The following is a 20,215-nucleotide window of genomic DNA, read 5'->3' as shown; positions in this document are numbered from 1 at the left end:
GGGAAGGTAATTGCGGTCGGCGCGGATCGCGGCCACCACTTCAACAAGCCGTCACGGGTTCAGGTCGCTCTTGTGGAAGGCCATGGCGTCGAAGGCGACGCCCACGCCCGCCCTTCGTACGGCATCGATATCTTGCCCGGCGCCACCCTCGGCTGCCCAATCTCCGACAGGTCCACCTGATCCCGTCCGAACTCTTCGCAGCGCTCCTGGAAGCTGGCTTCCCGATCGGCGCCCGCGACCTCGGCGAGAACATCAGCACCGTCGGCCTGGACCTCGAGCGGATGCCGCTCGGCACTCTCATCGAGCTGGGACGCACCGCGATTGTAGAGCTGGCCGGCCTCCGGACGCCCTGCGTGCTCGTTGACCGCTTCCGGGCTGGCGTTAAACGGCACGTGCTCTCGTCGGAGAAAACGGGCCCTTCATTCAGATGTGGAGTGCTGGGCATAGTTCGGTTCGGTGGACCGGTTGCCCCCGGCGACACGGTACGGGCTCGGCTCCAGTCCTCCTCGTTCCGGGCCTTACCTGCCCTTGCACAACTCGGCGGGCTGATGGCCGAATCGAAGCGCGGTCGGTAGATCGGCTTGGCATGGCCGCGAACAAGGTAACGGCGGTACGCTTGGGGCTGGGGAGGCAATCGACGGTCCGCGACTATCAAGCCGCCCAGCTCCGCTGGCGCCTATTTTCTTCGACGAATCTAGGAGGCGTTTGCCCTCGCTCGTTCGCGAGCTTCGCGGCGGCGTTCTCGGCGCTCGCGCCGCCGCTTGGCACGATCGGCGGGCTGTCGCAGCGCCGGAACTGGCGACAGGGAGGTCGCAAAGGAATCCTGAACTGAATGCTCCTGGGTCGTCTCGGGCGCAGCTGGACGGGCTTCCATGATCTCAAGCGCTTCCCGTCCATTGCCCGTGATCTTCCATCCCCCGCTTATGCGTTCGACCAGCCCCTGTGACCAGATGTCGAGATCTGGGACCCTGGCCGCGAGGCGCCTGGTTCGATCCGCCCAGTCGCGGCCACTCGTCGCCAGAATGGCCATGTCACGCTTGAGGTCGTCCATCACGGCAAACCCATCCGGATATGCCGCCAGGATCTTCAGGACCGTGACCTGAAAGTTCACGTCCGCCCCGCTTTAGTCAGCGCCACATCGTGGGCGCGTGTGAGAGGGCCTTGCGGCCGACCTGCCTGAGGTCTTCGGGAGAGAGCTCGCCATTGGTGGCGGCCTCCAGGATCTTCGAGGCCACATGCGTACGCGCCCCGATCTCACGCTGTGAAAGACTCTCGCATACTTCGTCGAAGACCGCACGCAAAAGCGCGGTGGTTGCCCTATCGAACATGAGATGCCCCCAATAAGGGAAAGTCGCATCCTAGCCGAGTTTTCCCGGTCTGAGGATTCAGACATGTTAAGCTTCGCAGAAAATGCGTTCGACCTAGGAAAGACGACCCGGCGCAAACGCCACAAGGTGGCGACTCCCGCGTTGCAGCGGAGTATCAAGGCAAGCGCGGGGGCGACGTGGCAGGCACGTTTTCATCTGCCGCGGCCTGGGAATTTTGGGACCGGTCGTCATCCCAGAATTTTGCGCCAAAGCCTTCAGACGGAACTCACGATCCATCCTACTCGTTTCTCCCCCTCTTTTGTCTCGTCGTCCGGCCATGGCCCGAAAATCAACCCTGCCCGATCGCCTGCAGCCCATGCTGGCCACGCTGACCGATTCGCCGTTCGACGATCCCAATTGGATATTCGAGGACAAATTCGATGGTTTCCGCATGGTCTCGGAAATCCGGGGCGGTCGCGTCGCGCTCTACAGCCGCAACGGGAAAATCATCAGCCACTCCTATGTCGAGGTCGCGAAAGCACTTGAGGGCGTGAAGGCGGACGCCGTGCTCGATGGCGAGCTCGTCGCGATCGGCAAGGACGGCGTATCCCATTTCCAGTTGCTTCAAAACGCCCTGCGCCATGAGGCTAAACTTTTGTACTGCGCATTCGACCTCATGTTCGCAGACGGTGAGGACCTGCGTGCGCTGCCGCTCCTCGAGCGCAAGAAGCGACTCAAGGCCATCCTGCCGCGCCACAAGCTGATCGCATTCAGCAAGCACCGGAAAGGCAGCGGCACAAAGTTTTTCGCAGAAGCCGAGTTGAGACATCTCGAAGGCATCATGGCAAAGCGAGCCGATAGTCCGTACGCGTCGGGACGCCGGACTGCCGACTGGCTGAAGGTTAAGACCGGACAGCGGCAGGAGGTAGTGATCGCCGGCTTCACGGGGCCGAGGCGAACCCGGCCCTTCTTCGGCGCCCTCGTGCTGGCGGTACGCGAAGATGATGCATGGCGGTACATCGGCCACGTCGGAACCGGCTTCAGCCACCAAGTTCTCGAAGAGCTTCACGGCAAGCTCATGAAGCTCAAAACCGCCAAGTCGCCGTTCCCTGCCAAGGTGAAGGATGAGCAGGTCACGACCTGGGTGCGCCCCACGTTGGTCGCGGAAGTAAAGTTCGCGGAGTGGACAAGCAAGGGCGAGCTTCGCCAGCCGGTCTATCTCGGCCTGCGGTACGACAAAAACGCCAAGGACGTCGTTCGCGAAAAGAACTGGTCGCGAAAATAATGCCGCCAAGACGAAGCATACGACCTGGAGTTCAGCCGGCGGTGCGCTCGGATGAAGGCCACGTCGGCAGGGGCGGCAACCCGAGAGCTTTGCGTACTGGTCCGAACGACCTCCGGTGAGCTGCGCATGCACCAAGCCTGGCGAGCAAATGAGCCGGCACCGGGCAGCCCTTGTGATCCGCGAAGCCGTAGCCGGGATGTCGCGCATCGAGCGTCCGCATGACCCTGTCGCGCTCGACTTTTGCGAGGATGGAGGCGGCGGCGATGCTGGCGGACTTGGCGTCGCCCTTAATGATGGCCTGCTGAGGAATCTCAATTTCCCTCAGCAGCTTCGCATCGATCAACAAGTGCTGCGGCATCATCCCTAAACCCCCGACAGCACGGCATCGAGCTTTTTCGAATCGTCGATGCTCGCGAAGAACTCGCGAAGGAGATCAAGGAAAAGGCACTTGGCGCGGGCCGATCATAATTTGAGAAGCCCACTCCATTTGAGCCGCGCGATCAGCACGATCGCCTTCGATCTTGGGTTCAATGACCTGTCGTACTTCAGCAGGGCGTTTCGCTGGCGCTACAGCGCGACACCATCTGAGATTAGGAATGGCGTGGCGCCCGCGGCGCATCAGTTTCGCACCAGAGCACCAAAGACCACGTCCATTTCGTAGAGCCTTCTCTTTGCCAGCTTTGGGTCAAAATGCGAAAGAACTCAGGTTGAGCAAATCTGGTCCGCTCTGCCGCCATGAGCGGACCTCCGTCAGGCACGGCGCAACTTCGCAGATGGGCCAAGGCACAAAGTCGCTGCGCTCCAGCCCGCTGCGCGGGGCAAGAGCCGAGAGGCCGGTAGCCGGTTGAGAGGACAGCGATAGCGGGGTGGCAAGGTCAACACGATCAACAAGCGTACTGCTGGCGTGCAACACATGATCGCGCGGCTCGTATCCTCAGCGGCCAGCCACATGGTCGGCCGCACCGATAACGCAATGACAAAAATTGCCTTGACGAAAGCGCCAACCCGTTTGCTTGAATGTGTCGTCTATATTCTGCTCGCAAGAAATTGATTCACGCCATGTCGCTCAACATCGATCGACCGATTAATCGCGCAGTAGTTGTCGGATGTGCTATTTCTGACACGCGCAACTATTTGAAATTACACAGGTCGAGAACATTAAAAGTACTCTTGTGCAACACTCATGCCGAAACGCGGAAGTTGTGGAAGCGTTCTGCCGGGTTGCCGCCTCTCGAAGCAATACCCGTCGATCAATTCACCAGCCGTCCGTTGCTGCACTTCACATGCCCGCCGAGATGCCCACTACACTCTCTTCGGTTCTCGAATGACGTCGCCTCGTGCTCGCGTCGCGCTTACCATCGAGAGCGGCGCCGACATGCAATCTCATAGCGCCCGCTGCTTAGCCGGTGCCCAACTTCCCGCGACTTCGTGCCTTGGCGCTTTTTGGACGCCGGCTCCCTGAGCGTGCGGAGTGTCCCGTTATTGCCGGCGTCCAAAAACCAGCACAGGAGCCGACCTCGGCCTGAACGAGCAACGACCGACCTCGGCGAAATGGGCGAAACCGGCGGTTGCCAACGGTACCCTCGAGGCGCACGCTGACCGCGACAGCCACGCTTCTCGAGCGCCCCAAATGATTGGTTTCACACAACCTCCCTGCGAGGCTAACATTATCCGGGCGACACCAGCCTTTGACGCGACACCGTCGCAAAGACGCAAGCGGCTGACGCTGGCGGCGACCATATTCGGGTCGAGCATGGCATTGGTCGATGGGTCGGTCGTAAATATCGCCCTGCCGACGATTCAGCACGTCTTGCATGCAAGCGTGGCCGCGACCCAATGGATCGTTAGTGCTTACCTGCTGCTGCTAAGCGCTACGGTGCTGGTTGGAGGGGCGGCTGCCGATCTTTACGGCCGTCGACGCATCTTTGTTTTCGGCATTACGATATTCACCTTGGCCTCCATTACGTGCGGCCTGTCCCCCAACATCACGGTGCTAGTCGCAAGCCGCGCAATCCAAGGGATTGGCGCCGCGTTCCTCATCCCGGCGAGCCTCGCGATGTTGGGAGCGACATTTGACGAGCACGAGCGCAATCATGCGATCGGAGTATGGGCTGGTGTCGGCGCGCTGACCGCCGCCGTCGGCCCGGTATTGGGCGGCTGGCTCGTCGATCAGGTGTCGTGGCGCGCGATTTTTCTGCTCAATGTGCCGCTGGCGGCCGTCGCAGCGGGACTTGCGAGCTTCGCAGGCGAAAGCCGAAATGACAACGCAAAATCGTTGGACTGGGCCGGAGCGGCCACGGTCGCCGCCGGTCTCGCCGCGATCACCTGGGGGCTTAACGCCATTCCGGCCTCGGGATTTTCTGACAGAACCGTAGTCGGCGCGCTCGGATCGGGATTTCTATTGCTCTTGTTATTTCTCGCAATGGAAGCCCGGCTCGGCGCACGAGCAATGATGCCGATATCGCTGTACGGTTCGCGCAGTTTTGCCGCAGCCAACGCATTGACGCTGTTGCTTTATTTTGCGCTAGGCGGTGCGCTGTATTATCTGCCGTTTGGCTTGATCCGGCTCGGCGGCTACTCCGCGACACAGGCCGGTGCTGCACTGCTTCCATTTGCTCTCATCATGGGTTTCGGCGCGCAATTCGCCGGCATGCTTTCCGACCGTTTCGGGCCGCAGCAGTCGCTCACCATCGGACCCGTCATCGCAGGCTGCGGTCTGGCGCTGCTGGCTTTTGCCGATTTCCGACAATCCTACTGGGCCGGAGCGTTTCCGGCGATCTGCGTATTTGGCATCGGTATGACCATCACGGTCCCGCCGCTGACATCGATGGTAATGTCGTCGGTGGGTGACGCCCACGCAGGACTCGCTTCGGGCGTCAACAACGCGGTCGCCCGGGTGGCAGGTCTCTTGGCAGTCGCGGCGCTTGGCGCCGTTTTGTTTGCCAGTTTTTCGTATCATCTTGCCGGTGCGCCGCGGGCACAAGCCAACGAAACGCTGAATGCAATACTGGCGGGACAAGCCGGCATCACCGAAGCCGCAACGGCGGCGTTCGAACGCGCGCTACGCATAGTGTTACAAGTGGCGGCGCTCTGCTCCTTGCTGGGCGGCATTCTTCTTCGGTTTTGGATCCGACCGATTGGATCGCAAGCGGCGCGTTGAAAGCGAACACCAAGGCAGATCCGAGTCGGGCGGCGCCTACCGTCGATGGGACGAGCAGCCCCGCCGGTGTGGATCGGCGCGGCTTTTGACCCCAATCGGCACCCAACATTTGACCCCGCCTGATATGCGGTAAGCGTCTAGATCCATTTCGAATTGCGGCAGTAAGCCGGGGTCAATGCTGGAAGCCGAAAGGGGGTCAATGTTCGAAGCCGCGACACACTCAGCCGTCCATTATCCCTGCGTTTCCCCTAAGGAGCGCCACGAACTTCCCGCGATCCGGTGAACCTCTGGCTCTGTGTCTCAGCCCATTCTGATCCAAGTTTTGCGAATAGCGGTCCCGGATGTTCGATCCGGCGTCCGGCCGGTATTCGGTCCAGATACTCCGCCGAGGGGAATGCCGGCACTTCGTCGAGGTCGCCAATCGCCGTAAGCACCCTCTCCGCCGCCCCTGGAATGATCGGCCACGCTGCCCGGGCACAGATGCCGATCAGGTTCACGGCGGTCCGGACCACGCCGGCCGCGCTACTTGGATTTGTCTTGATGAGCGTCCACGGCGCCTTCTCGACCAGATGGACATTGGCCGCCTTCCAGATCGCCCGCACCGCGTCGGCCGTTCCGCGCAACGCCAGAGCCTTGTGACGATCCCGCAAATTATTCAGCAGGCCGGACAACTTCGCCGGCAGGTCGGGATCGGTCGGCCCATCCGGCACAACGCCGTCGTAGCGCGCGGCGACGAAGCTTAGAATGCGCTGGACCAAGTTGCCGAAGGTGTCCGCGAGGTCGTGGTCGACGTCAGCCGCGAACCGGGCGAAGGAAAAATCGGCATCGGAGCTTTCCGGCGCGTTCGCGATCAGCCACCAGCGCCACCGATCGGCCGGCAGCAGCTCAAGAGCCTGATCGAGGAAGACACCGCGGCGGGCGCTGGTGGAGAACTTGCCGCCTTCGTAGGTGAGCCAGTTCACCCCCTTGATGACGTCAACCGTCTTCCACGGCTCGCCCGACCCCAGCAGCGTGCAGGGGAAACTCACGGCATGGAACGGCACGTTGTCCTTGCCGAGAAACTGCAGGTAACGCACGTCGTTGGCCTCCAGCCACCACCGCCGCCAGTCGCGGCGCTCCGGATCGAGGTCCGACCATTCCTGGGTCGCGGCGATGTATTCGATCGGCGCGTCGAACCAGACGTAGAAGACCTTCCCCTCGAACCCAGGTTTTGGCACCGGCACGCCCCAGGAAAGGTCCCTCGTGATACAGCGGTCCCGGATGCCTTCGTCGAGCCATTTGTTGGCGATCGAGATGACCAAGGGTGGCCAGTCCCGCCGCGAGGCTAGCCACCGGCGCAGTTCACCCTCGAGGGCGCTCTGCCTCAGGAACAGGTGGCGGGTCTCCCGTACCTCGAGATTGCGGGAGCCGGAGATGGCCGAGTGCGGAGAGATCAGATCCTTGGGTTCGAGCTGGCGCGTGCAGGCTTCGCACTGGTCGCCACGCGCCAGTCTGGAGCCGCAATGCGGACAGGTGCCGATCACGTAGCGGTCTGGGAGGAAGCGGTCGTCCGCCACGCTGAACACCTGTTCCAACGTGCGCTCCTCGATGAAGCCGTTCCGTTCGAGGCACGCGAAGAAGTGCTGCGTAAGGGTGTGGTTGCGCGGGCCGGACGATCTTCCGAAATGATCGAACGACAAGCCGAGCCGCCGGTACGTGTCGGCCTGAACGGCGTGCTGGCGCTCGCAGAACGAGGCGACGTCGCTTCCCGCCTCGGCCGCTGCGAGTTCGGCGGGCGTGCCGTGTTCGTCGGTGGCGCAGATGAAGAGGACATCCGAGCCCGTCTGCCGCCTGAACCTGGCGTGCACGTCAGCGGGAAGCAGCGAGCCCGCGAGGTTGCCGAGATGTTTGACGCCGTTGATGTAGGGCAACGCGCTAGTGATGAGATACTTCGTCATGACGCACTCCGTCGGAAAGAGAGAATGCGGACCAAAAAAAGAAAGCCCTCCGCAGGATGGGAGGGCTCGGGTCCGCTTCGTCCGAACGGCGCACGTGCGCCTTCAATCCCTCCAACAGATCTCCTGCGGGACGGGCATTCGCATTTCGAACTTGGCGGCGACGAACGTCATCTGGCTAGTCCATTGCTATGTGCTTGATTTAGCCTCAAACTCGGGACGGGACAAGGGCCTCGCATAGATGCACGAGCGGCAGAGAGTCAGCTTACGGAAGGTCTCTAAAAATGGGCTATCCGAATTGTCGCGTTGGAGGGCTTACGAGCCTGAGCCTTTTGCCCGTGTAGAGTTTCCGCGGAGAATCCACGCCTCTTCGGTATCGTCTCCAGCGATCTCATCGAGATCCCTAACAATCTCGTGCATTCTCTCCACATCTCTCAGCTGCATTTGGAGCAGCTCGTTTATGTAAATGTCGACGTGTTTTCCTTCACGCGATGCCGCAGTGGCCGCGCGCGCGTACAGGTCGGCGTCGATTTGAACCGGCTTTGGCATAGCTAGATCCTCGATCACACAAAGCGGGAGAAGGCGGCTGCACCAACTTAGAGAATACCACGCGATAATCCGAGTTGCACGATCGCTGGATCACCACGATCTCAACACGATAATCCGGATAGCCTAAAAATGGTACCGAACGTTCTAATTTGATAGCACGCAGTCAGTCTCCGGAAGATGCCATCATGGCAGCAGTCACCATCCGCAACCTCTCCGACGAGGCGCACCGCGCCCTGAAAGTCCGCGCGGCGCAGCACAATCGCAGCCCGGAAGCGGAAATGCGCGCCATTCTGGAGGCTGTCCTGTGTCCCGAGGGTCGGCTGCGGCTCGGCATCGCCCTTTCGGAGATGAGCCGGAAGTTCGGCCTTACCAATGCTGATGTCGAGACACTTGAACAGCTCCGCGAAGCGCGTCCCGCTGAGCTGATGCCCTTCGAATGACCCTGCTCGATACCAATGTGGTCGCCGAGGCGATGAAGCCCGCCCCCATCGGTCAGTGAACGACTGAACGCCCAGACGGCCGAGAGGCCATTTCCCTTCAGCGTCACAAGTTTCAGCATCGGGCTGTTCGTCCTGACCTATATCGGAATGGCTGTCAGCCTCTATCCGATGATCGTGCCCTACCAACTGACGCTGTGGGAGGCGGCCTCCTCGCCGCACCCAGGCATTCCTGCTGGTCGGAACGCTATTCCTGCTGCCCGTTATCTTGACCTATTCGAGCTGGTCGTATTGGGTGTTCCGCGGAAAGGTCAAGGCCGAAGCGGGGTATCACTGATCGCCTCTCGTCAATGTTGGCGAGGTCAAGTGATGACGACGACGAAACATGCAAAACGCTTCGCGTCGTCATCGAGTTATTCCTTGAGCCGAACTGCCCCGACGTGGACGCCGCATCCCGCAACCTGGATGCTCCCACGATCCAGAATGCCAGAAAAGCGCAGCTAGAATGATCATCTGCTCCTGCAATGCCATCAGCGATCATGATGTTAGAGGCGCCGTCGAGTCTGCCGATATCGAATTGTGTTCGACCGCGCAGGTCTACAATTGTCTCGGTCACCTGGTGTACTGCGGGCTCTGCTCCCGCTCGGTCAGAAGAATCCTGCAAGAACCGGAAGCGGCATAACGTTGGACGCCGGTTAGGGGTCAAAAGCCACGCCGAGCCACACTCGCGCTCCACGACGGACTCCGCGTCATGGAGGTTCCGTGTCCTCGTGAAATCGGAATCACGTAGATAGCTAGCTATCTTGCTATTGACACCGTCCTTTGTTCTTGCTTTGTTCTCATTGATTGGCGTTTGTCTTGAGGTCGTGTGATGCCGGGCGTCGTGCAAGATTGGAGGGTTGAACTGGTGGAAACCTACCCGGATCTCTTCCACCCGGTCGGCGATCCGGCAACAGCACAAGGCTGGCCCGAAGTTGGCGATGGCTGGCGCGACCTGCTGGAGCGGGCCTGCGTCCGGATCCGGGCGGCGGTCCAGGCCGACGGCGGGGCCTTTCAGGCCACCCAGATCAAGGAGAAGTACGGCACCCTGAGATTCTATTGGCAAGGCGCCCTGTCTCCGGACGCTTACGTCAAGGTCGAGGAAGTCATCGACCTGGCGGAAGCGCGCAGCGCCTGCACCTGCGAGATCTGCGGCGAGTCCGGCCGGCTGCACGACTCGGGTTGGCTGGTGACGCGCTGCGCGACGTGCGCCGGCGAGCGGCGGCTCGTCGAGATCCGGCTGGGATTCGAGAATGTCCGGATCGAGGAACGCTACATCGCCGATCGGCGCATCGTCCGGTGCCGCCGCTACGACAGGGATTTCGACTCCTTCGTCGACGTGGATCTGCGCTCTCTTGACCCCGAGCATCTGCGCTTTCTTGGCATCGAGGAGGGCTGAGATGACGCACGCTCGCGATATGCGCATCGACCTTCTCGGAGCCCATCCCAGGCTCTTCGATCCTCCCGAGGGGGATCCAGAACGGGCAAGCGGCTATCCCTGGTGCGAGCAGGGCTGGCGGGACCTGCTGGCGCGTATGTGCGGACGCATCGAGGCCGCGCTGCGCGAGGGCGAGACCATCCACTTCTCCCAGGTCAAGGAGAAGTTCGCCGGGTTGAGGGTGTATTGGCGCGGCGACGTCTCGCCCGAGACGGCAGCCCAGATCAATGAAGCGGTCGCGCTGGCACAGGCGCGCGCAGCCTGCACCTGCGAGGAATGCGGCGGGGTGGGCCAGCTCTATGTGCACGCCGGGAGGTACCAGACTCTTTGTGAGGCACATGCGAAGGGCACAGTGATTCCAGCCGAGCCCGGTCGACTCGACGTACACATCGTAAGAGCTGCCAATCCGAGCGGCCACGCATCACGCCGTTACGACAGGGAGAACGATGTTTTTGCTGACGTCGACCCCGGCGATCTGGGCATCGAGGAGGAGTGAGATGGCAATGGATTGGGGGCGTGACCTGATGCTGTGGCACCCGCGCCTGTTCCTCACGATGACGGAGGAGCCCAGCCGTTCGTTCGGCTACCCGCATTGCGGACGCGGGTGGCAGGACATCCTCGTGCGCCTCTGCCGCCGCGTCGAAATCGCGCTGCATGATCGTGAGACCTTCGAATTCGTTCGTATCAAGCAGAAGCTCGGCATCCTGAAGATCGACTGGGACGCCGAGGCTTCCGAGGACACCGAGGCCAAGATCGGTCACGCCATCGACCTCGCGGTCGCCCGCTCCGCCTGCACATGCGAGATCTGCGGCGCCGAGGGCCGGCTCTACAGCCAGCATGATTGGCTCGCGACCCGCTGCGCCGAGCACGCGTCTGGCGATCCCGTCCCGGCACACTATGGCTCTGACAGGATCCATCGGCTCCGCCGGTGGCGTGGCCAGGCCGGTGTGTACTACGCGCGCTACGACCGTGAGACCGACATGCTGACCGAGGTGCCGCCCCCGCAGAAGCAGGAGGACCGGGATGGCTGAATTTCGCTGCCGCACCTGCGGACAAGCTGGCACCTGGGTCTACGACCCTCAGCGGTCCACCTGTCCGCTGTGCGACTCGATCGACGTGCAGTTCGTCATTCCCAAGGATGAAGTGCCCGCGGACGATCCACTGCACAACGCGGCCAATCATTGGCAGGTCGCTCTTATGGGGGCGCATCCGCGGCTGTTCGAGACCATGACGGACGAACCACATCTTCGGGAAGGCTGGCGCGACACGATGGAGCGCCTGTGCGTCCGCATCGAGCGCGCCTTGCGGGAGGGCGAGACCTTCCAGTTCGTCCGGATCGTCCAGCGGTTCGGAATTCTGAGGGCCGAATGGGAGGGCCAGCTGTTGGAGGAGACCTGGGCGCGCATCGAGGAGGCCCTCGCGCCCGCCGAGGCCCGCAGTAGCTGCACGTGCGAGCTCTGCGGCGCCGAGGGTGAGAAGTACCACACAGATAGGATCATCAAGGTTCGCTGCGAGGCGCACGCAGAAGGCCGCCCCCTCGTGGAGGCCCGTGCCAACGGACGCCTCCACCCTGTACGCGTGGTGGTGCCGTCGACGCCGCGTGTGGTCACGGTGCGCCGCTACGACCGGGATGCCGACGCCTTCGTCGACCCGCCGGAGGACATCGAAGCGGCACCGCCTAGCGGCCCTGATCCGGAGGATGATTAGCGATGGCCAGATTTCGCTGCGCCGCATGCCGCCGAGAGGGCGAGTGCGAGTACGACGGGAATAATCATCGGTGCCCCCTGTGCGGTTCGCCGGACGTCGTGTTCGCGCTCGCGATCGAAGAGCTGCCGGACGCGGTCTTGGATGCGATCAATTCGGCCGAACCGCTCGACGATCACCCCGACGAGGAGGATCGCTGAGATGCGACTCTGGGCCATGTCCGACCTCCACCTGGAGCTCACCAGCGGCTGGAACCCGCCGGCGCCGGAGGAGCGTCCGGATTTCGACGTCATGATCGTGGCCGGCGACCTGATCCCGCGCGCCGAACGCGGCGTGAAGTGGCTGCTCGAGCGCGTGCCCGACCGCCCCGTCATCTACGTCATGGGCAATCACGAAGCCTACGGGACCGATATCCAGCGGACACTCGAGAAAGCCAAGACCGCGGCTGCCGGCACGAACGTGCACGTGCTGGAGAACGAGACCGTTCGGATCGATAACGTCACGTTCGCGGGCGCAACGCTCTGGACTGACTTCGCTCTCAAAGGTGACGCGCATCGCGCGATGATGATCGCCGGCGCCCGGATGAACGACTACAAGAAGATCCGTATTGCGGCTTACCGGCGGCGTTTCCTGCCGCATCACGCCCTTACCCGACACTTGAAATCCCGAGCGTTTCTGAAGGCCGAAATGCGCAAGCCGCGCGACGACGGAAAGCTGGTCGTCGTCACCCATCACGCGCCCGTGCCCGTGCCAGTGCCCGAGATGTCGCATGAAAGCCGAAGATTGGGTACCGATCATGGACTCGACGCCGCCTACCGCAGCGATCTCAGGTCACTGATGTCGCCGGTCCCAGACGATGGCCGCGGCGCGCTGTGGCCGCCGGACCTCTGGATCTACGGACATACCCACGAGTCCGAGGACACCGTGATCTTTTCGACGCGCGTGGTGTCGAACGCCAAGGGCTACGGCCCTTGGCCACCGCAGCAGCGCGCCTGGGACAACCCGCACTTCGATCCGAATTTAGTAATCGAAATCTAAGCGACGCTAGCCATGACGGACAGACGAGCGCTCAAACATCGACACGAATTGCCCTACCCGCTTCGGTTCGTCCCATCCACCACTAACTCGGGCTAGGCCGCAGAGTTTGTCGGTGCTGTCGGCGGCGATAGGAGTCCAGATGAGTACAGATGCGTTAGACGGCGACGATCGCGCCCCAATGGGACTGGTGACTGACCACGCGGAGTGGAAGCCAGTCCTTGACGCTTTAGAGTCTGAGGGCATTCCCGCATCCGCGGCGAGGATCCAGCAGGAGCACAGGTGGGATCAGCAAGCGGTCCGTTATTTCATGGGGCCTCACGTCAAGATCGAGATACGGGATGCGTGCACTTGGGCCATGAACGAGTCTGAGCGTATCGGGCTGGAAGCGAAGCTTCGCACGGCCGCGCCGCCAGAGTGGAACGGGCCTGACCTCGTCATACACTGGTGCCGGCCGGTGGCCAGCGAGTGGGCAACGGCCTGGCTCGGTGCGATCGATAAGCTCTGGCGGGACTGGCGTCGCCGTCGCATCGCGGATGACGCGTTTGAGGATGCTCGAGAGGCTCTATCCAGCCTCCATCGCCGGGTGTGGGACGAAGCTGAGGACCACGGCCCCCTCCTGCCGCAGCTTGGTGGGATCCTGGCCGAGGCGCGCCGTCATCCGCCAGCGGTGAGGCAGTTTCTACCATTGCTGGTGAGTCAAGTCGACGTCGCAGAGGTGATGGACCTCATGCGCCGCATCGTGAGGAGATCCGCGCGCCCGGAGGTCATCTTCCCAGCGACCGGTTGGAAGCATCTGAGTCACGGCCTGGGTGAGTTTATCGTGGATGGCTGGTCGATTCAGGCGTTTAAGCGCAATTTTGGGATGAAGTATGTGCAGAAGGCTCGCTCGCCTGATGGGCGGACAGGCGACTACGAAGCGTTTGCAGCCCGCGAAGGCAACCCGTTCAGCCTCCTTGAAGACCATGAGCAGGACGCCATCTGCGAAATCCTCGAAAACCCTTAGGTATGGAGGCATGGAATGTCCGAGGTCACCTACTATGTCGTTCTGCCTTTTGTCATTACGGACGATGGCATTGCACCTGGCGAAGCTGTCCAGTGCTTCAATCCGAACTCAGCCGTGGTGCGCGCCGAGGCGTTCTCACACAAGCCCGGCTACGTCGGCGCAGTTGCGTTCAGCCGAACGGGTGATCCCGCGAGAGGGCACTTCCGGGACGCCAAGATCATACGCAGCTTCGGCAGTGTTCCGAACGATCTGACTGCGTTCTGATGCGATTCGAGGCGGTTGCGTTACGCTTCGCTCTCGGTTGCGGTCCTATCTCCTCAACCGGCCTGCGCCAAACGAGGAACTGAGCATGTCTCAGACAAAAAGCGTTCGGATGCCCCTGCCAGTCGAACTCCTGTGGCAGAAAGGCTGGTCCCCCGCCGCCCTGCTCCTCTGGTCGCGTATTAGCGGAATTAAAGTTCTATCGCGCGATCTGGTTGCCGCCGATTTCTGGTCGGGAGAGAAAGAGCGGTGCAAGATCGCCTGCCAGACGCTCGCCGATCTCTTGTTCGCGGCAGATCGCGGCGAAGAGGCCCTCGCGGCGCTGATGCTCGCTGCCGACCCAGTCAAACCCCAAACGTTTGAGATCGTGCTGCCGCAGCTTGGCTACGCTGTCGAGCATCTCTGGGATTGGCCAGATGCCAGCATCACCAGAAATCACGCCTTGCAGCGCCTCGCCATTTGGTGGAGCGCAGCAAGAGGCGATTTTCGAGATGATGAGCATAGCATCTTCTTCATTACTCGGCTCGAGACACTGGATCAGGACACGCCGTCCAGCAACCTCGCCCTCACGGGTGAGCAGAATCGACCGAAGCATCGATACGAGCCCAAAGATTTCAGTCTTGTCGTCATACAGAAGGACAAGGCAAGCTCACTTAGCAAGGATCAGTCCGGGTTCAAGGAGCTTCTTGATGTGCGATTGCCGCTGGTCGTCGCGCGCGATCTCGATAGCGTGCGGACGACGCTGATGACGGAATACCCGCACGCCACCACTGCCATCGATCTTGTGCTGCGCGACCTGCGGGAAGGCGAGCCAGTGCGGCTAAAGGCAGTCCTGCTAACTGGGCCTGCTGGGGTCGGCAAGTCGCGTCTGGTGCGCCGGCTCGGTGATCTGCTCGGGATTGGCGTCTACCGCTATGACGGCTCCGGCGCTTCCGACAACATGTTCGGCGGTTGCCCCAAAGCGTGGAGCAGTAGTATTCCGTCAGCACCGGCGCGCGCCATCAATCAGATGCGCATTGCCAATCCCATTGTGATGATCGATGAAGCAGATAAATCGGGCACCTCGACGCACAACGGACGACTTTGGGACGCTCTGTTGCCATTTCTCGAGCGCGAGACTGCGGCGAGGCACCGGGATGTCTCGCTCGACGCCGAGCTCAACTTGTCCTTCATCTCGTACATCGCTACCGCAAACTCGGTCGAGTCCCTCCCCGCTCCCTTGAAGGACCGCTTCCGCATCATCAAGGTACCAGCTCCTCGGGTCTGTGATTTGCCCCTCCTGGCAGCCAACGTGCTGCAGGAGATCGCCGTCGAAAATGGGGAGCACGGATTCGTGTGGCCCCTAGCTCATGACGAACTCGAAGTGATAGCCCACGCCTGGGAAAAGGCTGGATTCAGCATTCGCAAGTTGCAGAAGATCTTGGAAGCCACGATCGAGGCGCGAAATGCCAGCGCAGTCAGGCACTGAATATCCCTCTGCAGGAGGTGCCCAGACCGGAACAGGGATCAAAAGCTGGCGAAGACGACAGATCAGCGTGGCTGGATGGCAATGGAGAATGGCAAGAACTGCCCGTCGTTGTCAATCCGCTGACGTTCCAAGCTCGCCCGAAAGCATGAGCAATGCCTAGATGAATTTGGAATCCTGCACATGTCAACCGACGACATCGACCCAACCGGACAGCTAAAGCTCGACTTCGAGTCATATCTGAAGGGTGAGGAGCCGTCGCCGTCCGAACTCGCCTGTGCCCCACTGCTTGAGAGCTGGCGCGCGACCCTAATGCCCAAGCTCGAACACGGTACGCCGGCCGTCTTCGTGTTAGTGGGATATGTAAGCGGCCATCCTCTGTTTACTAGCGCCCGGACCATTCACACGTCGCAGTTGATCTGGCTCGACCGTCACCGCAAGTGGGCTCGCACTTGGAATCGGCTCTACCGGCTCGGAGACCCAGCAGAGGACGCGCCAGTTGTGGGGACTTAGCGGGGCATAACGATCATGGTCAAATTCACACACGTAAATGGCCGCTCAGATTGATAGCTGGGAAGGACTATTGAGCTAGCTAGATTTGGTACCACGTCGGCCAACCCTTCAAGTCCGCAAAATTCAGCCCAAATGGACCTAGCAGGGTATTGGGATGTGGCCCGAAATCTGCTGGATTTCATGTGCAGTCGAGCACCTCGTGTTTAAACGCTGGCCCGTACTTTTCGCTACCGTTTCCGCTTCTCCCTCGACAGCCACTCTTTGATCGCTTCTTCGGCCAACTCGTATGCCGGCTGCTCTCGCTCAAGCGCCGCTCGCTTGAGCGACATGATCAATTCAGGCGATAAATAGATCAACAGCTGCCGGCGGCCGTCCTCTCTCTTACGAGAGCTAGATGCCTTCTTGATCGGCTTTTGCACTCCTACCCTCTCCCGCAGATAGCCGGCTATCGGCCCCGGAGATTTCCACTAACACTTTGGCACAAAAGGGAAAAGCCCAAATCGGCACTTTGCCCGCAGAGGTCCACAGGCTCGTGTTCTCCCTTTCAGAACCCAAACTCAGGCCCCATCGACACTAGTTACGGCGCAGTCCGCATCAAACTTCGCTTTAGCTATCCAGCTATCTAGCTATCTGTTGACTCGATGCTTGGTAACGTGGTTATTTCCGATCGAACGTTGCGAGATCTCAAACGTACATGACGGTTGCGAAGAGGAGCGGCAATCGTGGTTCAGAAGACGGAGCTATCGTCAGCTTCCGGTCGGCCTCTTGCTCGCCGTAGAGCGCGTCAGACCGTAGATGCAGTGAGCAAAGTTCGTCGTGCAAGCTCTAACACGAGGCGTTCTCGAAACACCCCCGAACTTGTCCAAAGCTGCCCTTCTAAGTTTGCCGATCTGGCAATTCAGCTCCTGCTTGATCCGGCGATTTTCAGACTCCGATACATTAGATCGATCTCATATCAGCGCCGCCAAGTGCCTGTCGAAATGCTGGTTGCTGAACTCGGAAGTGGCCGCGTTGCGTTCGATATTGTGGACGAGCGCCCCTCTAGAGACATCGATGATGAAGGCCTTCTCCTCCTGGCTCTTGCGCACCATAAGATTCGGCTTATTGAAATTGATTGGGCTGGGATCGACGAGGAACCGCGCGCGGAAAACTGTCGACGCATCTGGAGTCACAGAAACTACGAGGTGGCACCCTCCCTGAAAATTGGTGTAATTCGCGCCCTGGCGAAAGCGCCCCGTCGACACCTAACGATCCGCTCTCTAAGCAATTCGATCCGCGTTCGAAATCCAATGAACTTGGTCTGCGCGTTGATCAGTCAAGGCGTTCTTGCCATCGATTTGACCGCGCCTCTTACGCTTGAGTCAATCGTGGGTCCCCGATCGGCTCGTCCGCACCCGCTTCCTCTTTCGGCCGCTGGGCTGGCCCGGTTCGAGATGAATGTAATGAGTAATGCTGCGCAAGTTTTGTACCCTGAAATCCGATCATTCAATGATCAACGGCACAGGAAAAGCCAGGCGGAGTAGCAACGATGTGCAGTCAAAACCTTCAGTACGGCCGTCGCATTTCAAATGTAGCGGAAGACTGGCGCTGGCAAGTTATCGCGGCTTATCCGAAACTGTTCGTGCGAAGCTATCGCGGCGCTCCTTATTCGCCCGGCTTTCCTTCCTGTGCGGATGGTTGGCGCGACATAGTGATCAAGTTGGCCCAGCGGGTCTCATCTGCCGCCGATGATTATCCAGTTCATTTCAAACAGATTGTGGAACGACATGGTCGCCTAGACGTCTGCTGGACAGCCACAGCTGAGCTCCCGAGCCAGGTCGAACAGGCAATTGAGGAAGCGATCGAATTGGCCATCGCCCGCTCCGCCCGCAGCTGTGCTGTTTGCGGCAGCGAGGGATATCTCGTCAGCTGCGGGGGTCCCCTCTTTACGGCATGTTCTGAGCACGCCAAGGGGGCCCTCGTGCCCGCGCCGCGCGGAACCGAGAATCTCCACATCGTCCGAACGAACTTAGGCAAGGACCTTGCGTGCCGCCGCTACGATTGGCTCAACGACAGCTTCGTGACAATCGAGCTCGATGCGTTGAACGGTACCAATACTTAGCCAAACAACGCACTTCCACAGCTGGATGTGGAAAGTGAGATCGCCGCTGAGCAACGGCGCACGCGCTGAATCCTTCATTCCTGCGCATTCGCATTTTCATTGTGCAACGCAAACGCAAGGATTAACGGTCGCAGAAATCGCTGCCCGGGCCTTCTCCCACTTGTCAAGGGTGAAAAATCTTTTAACGCCGCGTCCGCACATCCTCAGCGTGCACCTCGTCTCGGACCAAGCCTCCAGGGATCCGTCACCGAGTCCTTGGGAGAGATTCGTTACCCGTCACCTCTGACGCAACACCGAGGACGACGGCACCCAAAAGCTCGCAAAAATGAAATACGCTCGGTAGTTGAATCCTTGAAAGTCTCCTTCAGATCAGCAAACCAGGTCACACCCCATCATTCAAGGACTCGCTTATGCGTCACCTACCGGGACGCTACTGAAAATATTTTTTACACTACCCTTAGTTGCTCGCTCTGGTTGTTTTCTTGTTTTGACCTTTTCGGCCGAAATCGTATTGTGGCTTAATCGGCAACAACCGAATGGAGCAGAGCGAAGCGCCGTCGAAACGTTACATGCGAATGAAAGGCGGCCCTGTTTTCGCCAGGACCGCCCGTTCGCAGGGATACATAGAGGAAGAACCTCTAATTGGCCCAACGACACACCCATAGCGTACAAGAACGCTCTTGGAGCACAAGGCCATTCGGCTGAGGTTGTCCTCCTAGTCCCCACTTTCCACCCCCTGCCGACGCCGGAACCGTTCTGGCGAACGGCGGAGCGTTCCTAGTGAGAAGGACTTCAGTCATGGAGCAACTGCACGGAGATATTCAGCCCGATTATTCGCGAACACCGGGTACCGACCTGGAGGCGACCAGATGACAGACAATTCGCGCTTGTCCAAAATCATCGCAGACCTAGAGCGGGCGCTAGCCCACCTAAAGGAGCTTGAATTGAGTGGCGACGTGCTGGTTCTCATTCACGCAGGTCACGCGCTCACTATCGATATGGCCGCTGATGTACGCGAATGCGGCAGCGAATGGATGAGACAGCTATGCGAGCGGACCGAACTGATGAAACGGCCGATAGGGACCAAGTTCGGACGGGACTGGATCATCGACGCAAACCGATTACTTGATTGGATAGAGCAGAACGAGGGCACTCCTGCCTGTGCCGAGGCAAAAGCTCGACTAAGAAAGTATCGGTTGTGAGTGTCTTGTCGTAGCTGCGCGTGATCATAAGCCACGAGCTGGGCACCCGGTGTGCCCAACTTAACAGTCGAGAAAGCCCGCCCATCTGTCAAATCGCGGGTGCTGCACCGCCCTCCCCACAATTAAGCAAACGAGGCTTCGCCAATGAAAGTTTCGATCGCTCGTCTGGAAAGAGCACTGCAATTGCGGGACGCCGCAGTACGCGTCTTAAACCAGATTGGTTACGATGTCATCGCAGGCCCAGAAAGGGGCTATTGCCATTACACAAAACAAGCAAAGCTCAATGATTTGACGATCTTATATAGCCGGCGCAGACACTTGATCGATATCTGGCAGGGCGAAAAAGTCTTCAGCATCACCTGGATCGCGGCTGGAGGACCCAACGTGCGTGCATTTCGCTCCGGTAACTGGGAGCTATGCCTACTTAACACTGACGCTGAACTGACCTGGACGTCAGTGAAATGCTCCCCAGAACTGAAGAGATGGTTGCGTGTGGGTAGCCTGACAGAAGACGATTGATTGTTCGCAAAGGTGAACCAATCCGCCTACGACTTTCCCAAGCGCTAACGTAGCGAGAGTATCACCTATAACTTTGCTTGCAGCAGCTCCCAAAGCGGCAGGCAGTCCGCGCCGCATTGCCCGCGCCAACTTTCTCACCCACCCCTTCCGTGTCCTTTAAGGGCCACGAAGCTCTATTGGCTTCGATGAACTTGGCTGGGCGAGCTATCGCTCTCGACCAGATAGAGAGAGGGCACACCACCCATACCCGCATGCGACCA

General features: G+C 60.2%; 25 protein-coding genes and 1 pseudogene. 19 read left to right on the top strand and 7 right to left on the bottom strand.

Annotation, left to right across the window (positions count from 1 at the left end; genetic code table 11):
- Nucleotides 1-152: 152 nt before the first annotated feature.
- Entirely contained in the window at nucleotides 153-575 is a 423-nt protein-coding gene (locus FOM02_RS19460; RefSeq protein ID WP_322596991.1) for an MOSC domain-containing protein, read from the top strand.
- Nucleotides 576-694: 119 nt separating this feature from the next.
- Here the strand turns inward: FOM02_RS19460 and FOM02_RS19455 are convergent, their stop codons facing one another.
- A complete protein-coding gene (locus FOM02_RS19455; protein ID WP_265441989.1) occupies nucleotides 695-1,111 on the bottom strand; it encodes a hypothetical protein in 417 nt (138 codons plus the stop codon).
- Between the two features lie 16 nt (nucleotides 1,112-1,127).
- The gene (locus FOM02_RS19450) at nucleotides 1,128-1,328 is read right to left on the bottom strand and encodes a hypothetical protein (protein ID WP_265441988.1); all 201 of its coding nucleotides are present in this window, start codon (nucleotides 1,326-1,328) and stop codon (nucleotides 1,128-1,130) included.
- Nucleotides 1,329-1,644: 316 nt separating this feature from the next.
- Between FOM02_RS19450 and ligD the strand changes: the two genes are divergently transcribed.
- Entirely contained in the window at nucleotides 1,645-2,592 is a 948-nt protein-coding gene (gene ligD / locus FOM02_RS19445) for a non-homologous end-joining DNA ligase (protein WP_265441987.1), read from the top strand.
- Between the two features lie 31 nt (nucleotides 2,593-2,623).
- Here the strand turns inward: ligD and FOM02_RS19440 are convergent.
- A pseudogene (locus tag FOM02_RS19440) lies at nucleotides 2,624-2,986 on the bottom strand (ribonuclease HII); the annotation flags it as partial.
- Between the two features lie 12 nt (nucleotides 2,987-2,998).
- Here FOM02_RS19440 and FOM02_RS19435 point away from each other — a divergent pair.
- Both FOM02_RS19435 and FOM02_RS19430 read left to right on the top strand, forming a co-directional pair.
- On the top strand, nucleotides 2,999-3,253 hold the full coding sequence (locus tag FOM02_RS19435; protein WP_265441986.1) for a helix-turn-helix domain-containing protein: 255 nt from the start codon (nucleotides 2,999-3,001) through the stop codon (nucleotides 3,251-3,253).
- A gap of 969 nt (nucleotides 3,254-4,222) precedes the next feature.
- Complete coding sequence (locus tag FOM02_RS19430; protein WP_265441985.1) at nucleotides 4,223-5,752, top strand: MFS transporter; 1,530 nt, start codon at nucleotides 4,223-4,225, stop codon at nucleotides 5,750-5,752.
- Nucleotides 5,753-6,000: 248 nt separating this feature from the next.
- Here the strand turns inward: FOM02_RS19430 and metG are convergent, their stop codons facing one another.
- Both metG and FOM02_RS19420 read right to left on the bottom strand, forming a co-directional pair.
- On the bottom strand, nucleotides 6,001-7,689 hold the full coding sequence (gene metG, locus FOM02_RS19425; protein ID WP_265441984.1) for a methionine--tRNA ligase: 1,689 nt from the start codon (nucleotides 7,687-7,689) through the stop codon (nucleotides 6,001-6,003).
- 312 nt (nucleotides 7,690-8,001) lie between these two features.
- Nucleotides 8,002-8,235, bottom strand: a complete 234-nt coding sequence (locus tag FOM02_RS19420; RefSeq protein ID WP_265441983.1) for a hypothetical protein — start codon at nucleotides 8,233-8,235, stop codon at nucleotides 8,002-8,004.
- A 185-nt stretch (nucleotides 8,236-8,420) separates the two neighbouring features.
- Between FOM02_RS19420 and FOM02_RS19415 the strand changes: the two genes are divergently transcribed.
- The 12 genes from FOM02_RS19415 (at nucleotide 8,421) to FOM02_RS19360 (ending at nucleotide 16,133) form a co-directional block, all read left to right on the top strand.
- The gene (locus tag FOM02_RS19415; RefSeq protein ID WP_265441982.1) at nucleotides 8,421-8,675 is read left to right on the top strand and encodes a FitA-like ribbon-helix-helix domain-containing protein; all 255 of its coding nucleotides are present in this window, start codon (nucleotides 8,421-8,423) and stop codon (nucleotides 8,673-8,675) included.
- Between the two features lie 502 nt (nucleotides 8,676-9,177).
- Nucleotides 9,178-9,354 carry a (2Fe-2S)-binding protein gene (locus FOM02_RS19410; RefSeq protein ID WP_265441981.1) on the top strand — a complete coding sequence of 59 codons (177 nt, stop codon included), beginning with the start codon at nucleotides 9,178-9,180 and terminating at the stop codon, nucleotides 9,352-9,354.
- 189 nt (nucleotides 9,355-9,543) lie between these two features.
- Entirely contained in the window at nucleotides 9,544-10,110 is a 567-nt protein-coding gene (locus FOM02_RS19405; RefSeq protein WP_265441980.1) for a hypothetical protein, read from the top strand.
- Between the two features lies 1 nt (nucleotide 10,111).
- A complete protein-coding gene (locus FOM02_RS19400) occupies nucleotides 10,112-10,645 on the top strand; it encodes a hypothetical protein (protein ID WP_265441979.1) in 534 nt (177 codons plus the stop codon).
- Between the two features lies 1 nt (nucleotide 10,646).
- Nucleotides 10,647-11,180 (top strand): hypothetical protein, encoded by a 534-nt coding sequence (locus FOM02_RS19395; protein ID WP_265441978.1) that lies wholly within the window; start codon nucleotides 10,647-10,649, stop codon nucleotides 11,178-11,180.
- Nucleotides 11,173-11,856, top strand: coding sequence for a hypothetical protein (locus FOM02_RS19390; protein ID WP_265441977.1), 684 nt, complete (start codon nucleotides 11,173-11,175; stop codon nucleotides 11,854-11,856). Before FOM02_RS19395 ends, FOM02_RS19390 begins: the two co-directional genes overlap by 8 nt.
- Nucleotides 11,857-11,858: 2 nt before the next feature.
- Nucleotides 11,859-12,053 carry a hypothetical protein gene (locus FOM02_RS19385; protein ID WP_265441976.1) on the top strand — a complete coding sequence of 65 codons (195 nt, stop codon included), beginning with the start codon at nucleotides 11,859-11,861 and terminating at the stop codon, nucleotides 12,051-12,053.
- The gene (locus FOM02_RS19380) at nucleotides 11,998-12,891 is read left to right on the top strand and encodes a metallophosphoesterase (RefSeq protein ID WP_322596975.1); all 894 of its coding nucleotides are present in this window, start codon (nucleotides 11,998-12,000) and stop codon (nucleotides 12,889-12,891) included. The genes FOM02_RS19385 and FOM02_RS19380 overlap by 56 nt, the downstream gene beginning before the upstream one ends.
- Before the next feature lie 139 nt (nucleotides 12,892-13,030).
- Nucleotides 13,031-13,894 carry a hypothetical protein gene (locus tag FOM02_RS19375; RefSeq protein WP_265441974.1) on the top strand — a complete coding sequence of 288 codons (864 nt, stop codon included), beginning with the start codon at nucleotides 13,031-13,033 and terminating at the stop codon, nucleotides 13,892-13,894.
- Nucleotides 13,895-13,909: 15 nt separating this feature from the next.
- Nucleotides 13,910-14,158 carry a hypothetical protein gene (locus tag FOM02_RS19370; RefSeq protein WP_194473533.1) on the top strand — a complete coding sequence of 83 codons (249 nt, stop codon included), beginning with the start codon at nucleotides 13,910-13,912 and terminating at the stop codon, nucleotides 14,156-14,158.
- Between the two features lie 85 nt (nucleotides 14,159-14,243).
- Complete coding sequence (locus tag FOM02_RS19365) at nucleotides 14,244-15,623, top strand: AAA family ATPase (protein WP_265441973.1); 1,380 nt, start codon at nucleotides 14,244-14,246, stop codon at nucleotides 15,621-15,623.
- Between the two features lie 180 nt (nucleotides 15,624-15,803).
- Nucleotides 15,804-16,133, top strand: a complete 330-nt coding sequence (locus FOM02_RS19360; protein WP_265441972.1) for a DUF6634 family protein — start codon at nucleotides 15,804-15,806, stop codon at nucleotides 16,131-16,133.
- Nucleotides 16,134-16,360: 227 nt separating this feature from the next.
- On the opposite strand, the gene FOM02_RS19355 is transcribed toward FOM02_RS19360, so the two are convergent.
- Complete coding sequence (locus tag FOM02_RS19355; RefSeq protein ID WP_265441971.1) at nucleotides 16,361-16,552, bottom strand: hypothetical protein; 192 nt, start codon at nucleotides 16,550-16,552, stop codon at nucleotides 16,361-16,363.
- 531 nt (nucleotides 16,553-17,083) lie between these two features.
- Nucleotides 17,084-17,377 carry a hypothetical protein gene (locus FOM02_RS19350; RefSeq protein WP_265441970.1) on the bottom strand — a complete coding sequence of 98 codons (294 nt, stop codon included), beginning with the start codon at nucleotides 17,375-17,377 and terminating at the stop codon, nucleotides 17,084-17,086.
- Nucleotides 17,378-17,661: 284 nt separating this feature from the next.
- On the opposite strand from FOM02_RS19350, the gene FOM02_RS19345 reads away from it, so the two are divergent.
- The 3 genes from FOM02_RS19345 (at nucleotide 17,662) to FOM02_RS19335 (ending at nucleotide 19,955) form a co-directional block, all read left to right on the top strand.
- A complete protein-coding gene (locus tag FOM02_RS19345; protein ID WP_265441969.1) occupies nucleotides 17,662-18,234 on the top strand; it encodes a hypothetical protein in 573 nt (190 codons plus the stop codon).
- An 869-nt stretch (nucleotides 18,235-19,103) separates the two neighbouring features.
- Nucleotides 19,104-19,436: a hypothetical protein gene (locus FOM02_RS19340; protein ID WP_265441968.1), complete on the top strand. Its 333-nt coding sequence runs from the start codon at nucleotides 19,104-19,106 to the stop codon at nucleotides 19,434-19,436.
- A 144-nt stretch (nucleotides 19,437-19,580) separates the two neighbouring features.
- Nucleotides 19,581-19,955: a hypothetical protein gene (locus FOM02_RS19335; protein WP_265441967.1), complete on the top strand. Its 375-nt coding sequence runs from the start codon at nucleotides 19,581-19,583 to the stop codon at nucleotides 19,953-19,955.
- Nucleotides 19,956-20,215: the final 260 nt, after the last annotated feature.

Origin of the sequence: Bradyrhizobium sp. SEMIA (genome assembly GCF_014844175.1) — a bacterium.
GTDB lineage: Bacteria > Pseudomonadota > Alphaproteobacteria > Rhizobiales > Xanthobacteraceae > Bradyrhizobium > Bradyrhizobium arachidis.
Note: the sequence above shows the minus strand (reverse complement) of the source record. Positions and strands in the feature narration are given on the sequence as shown.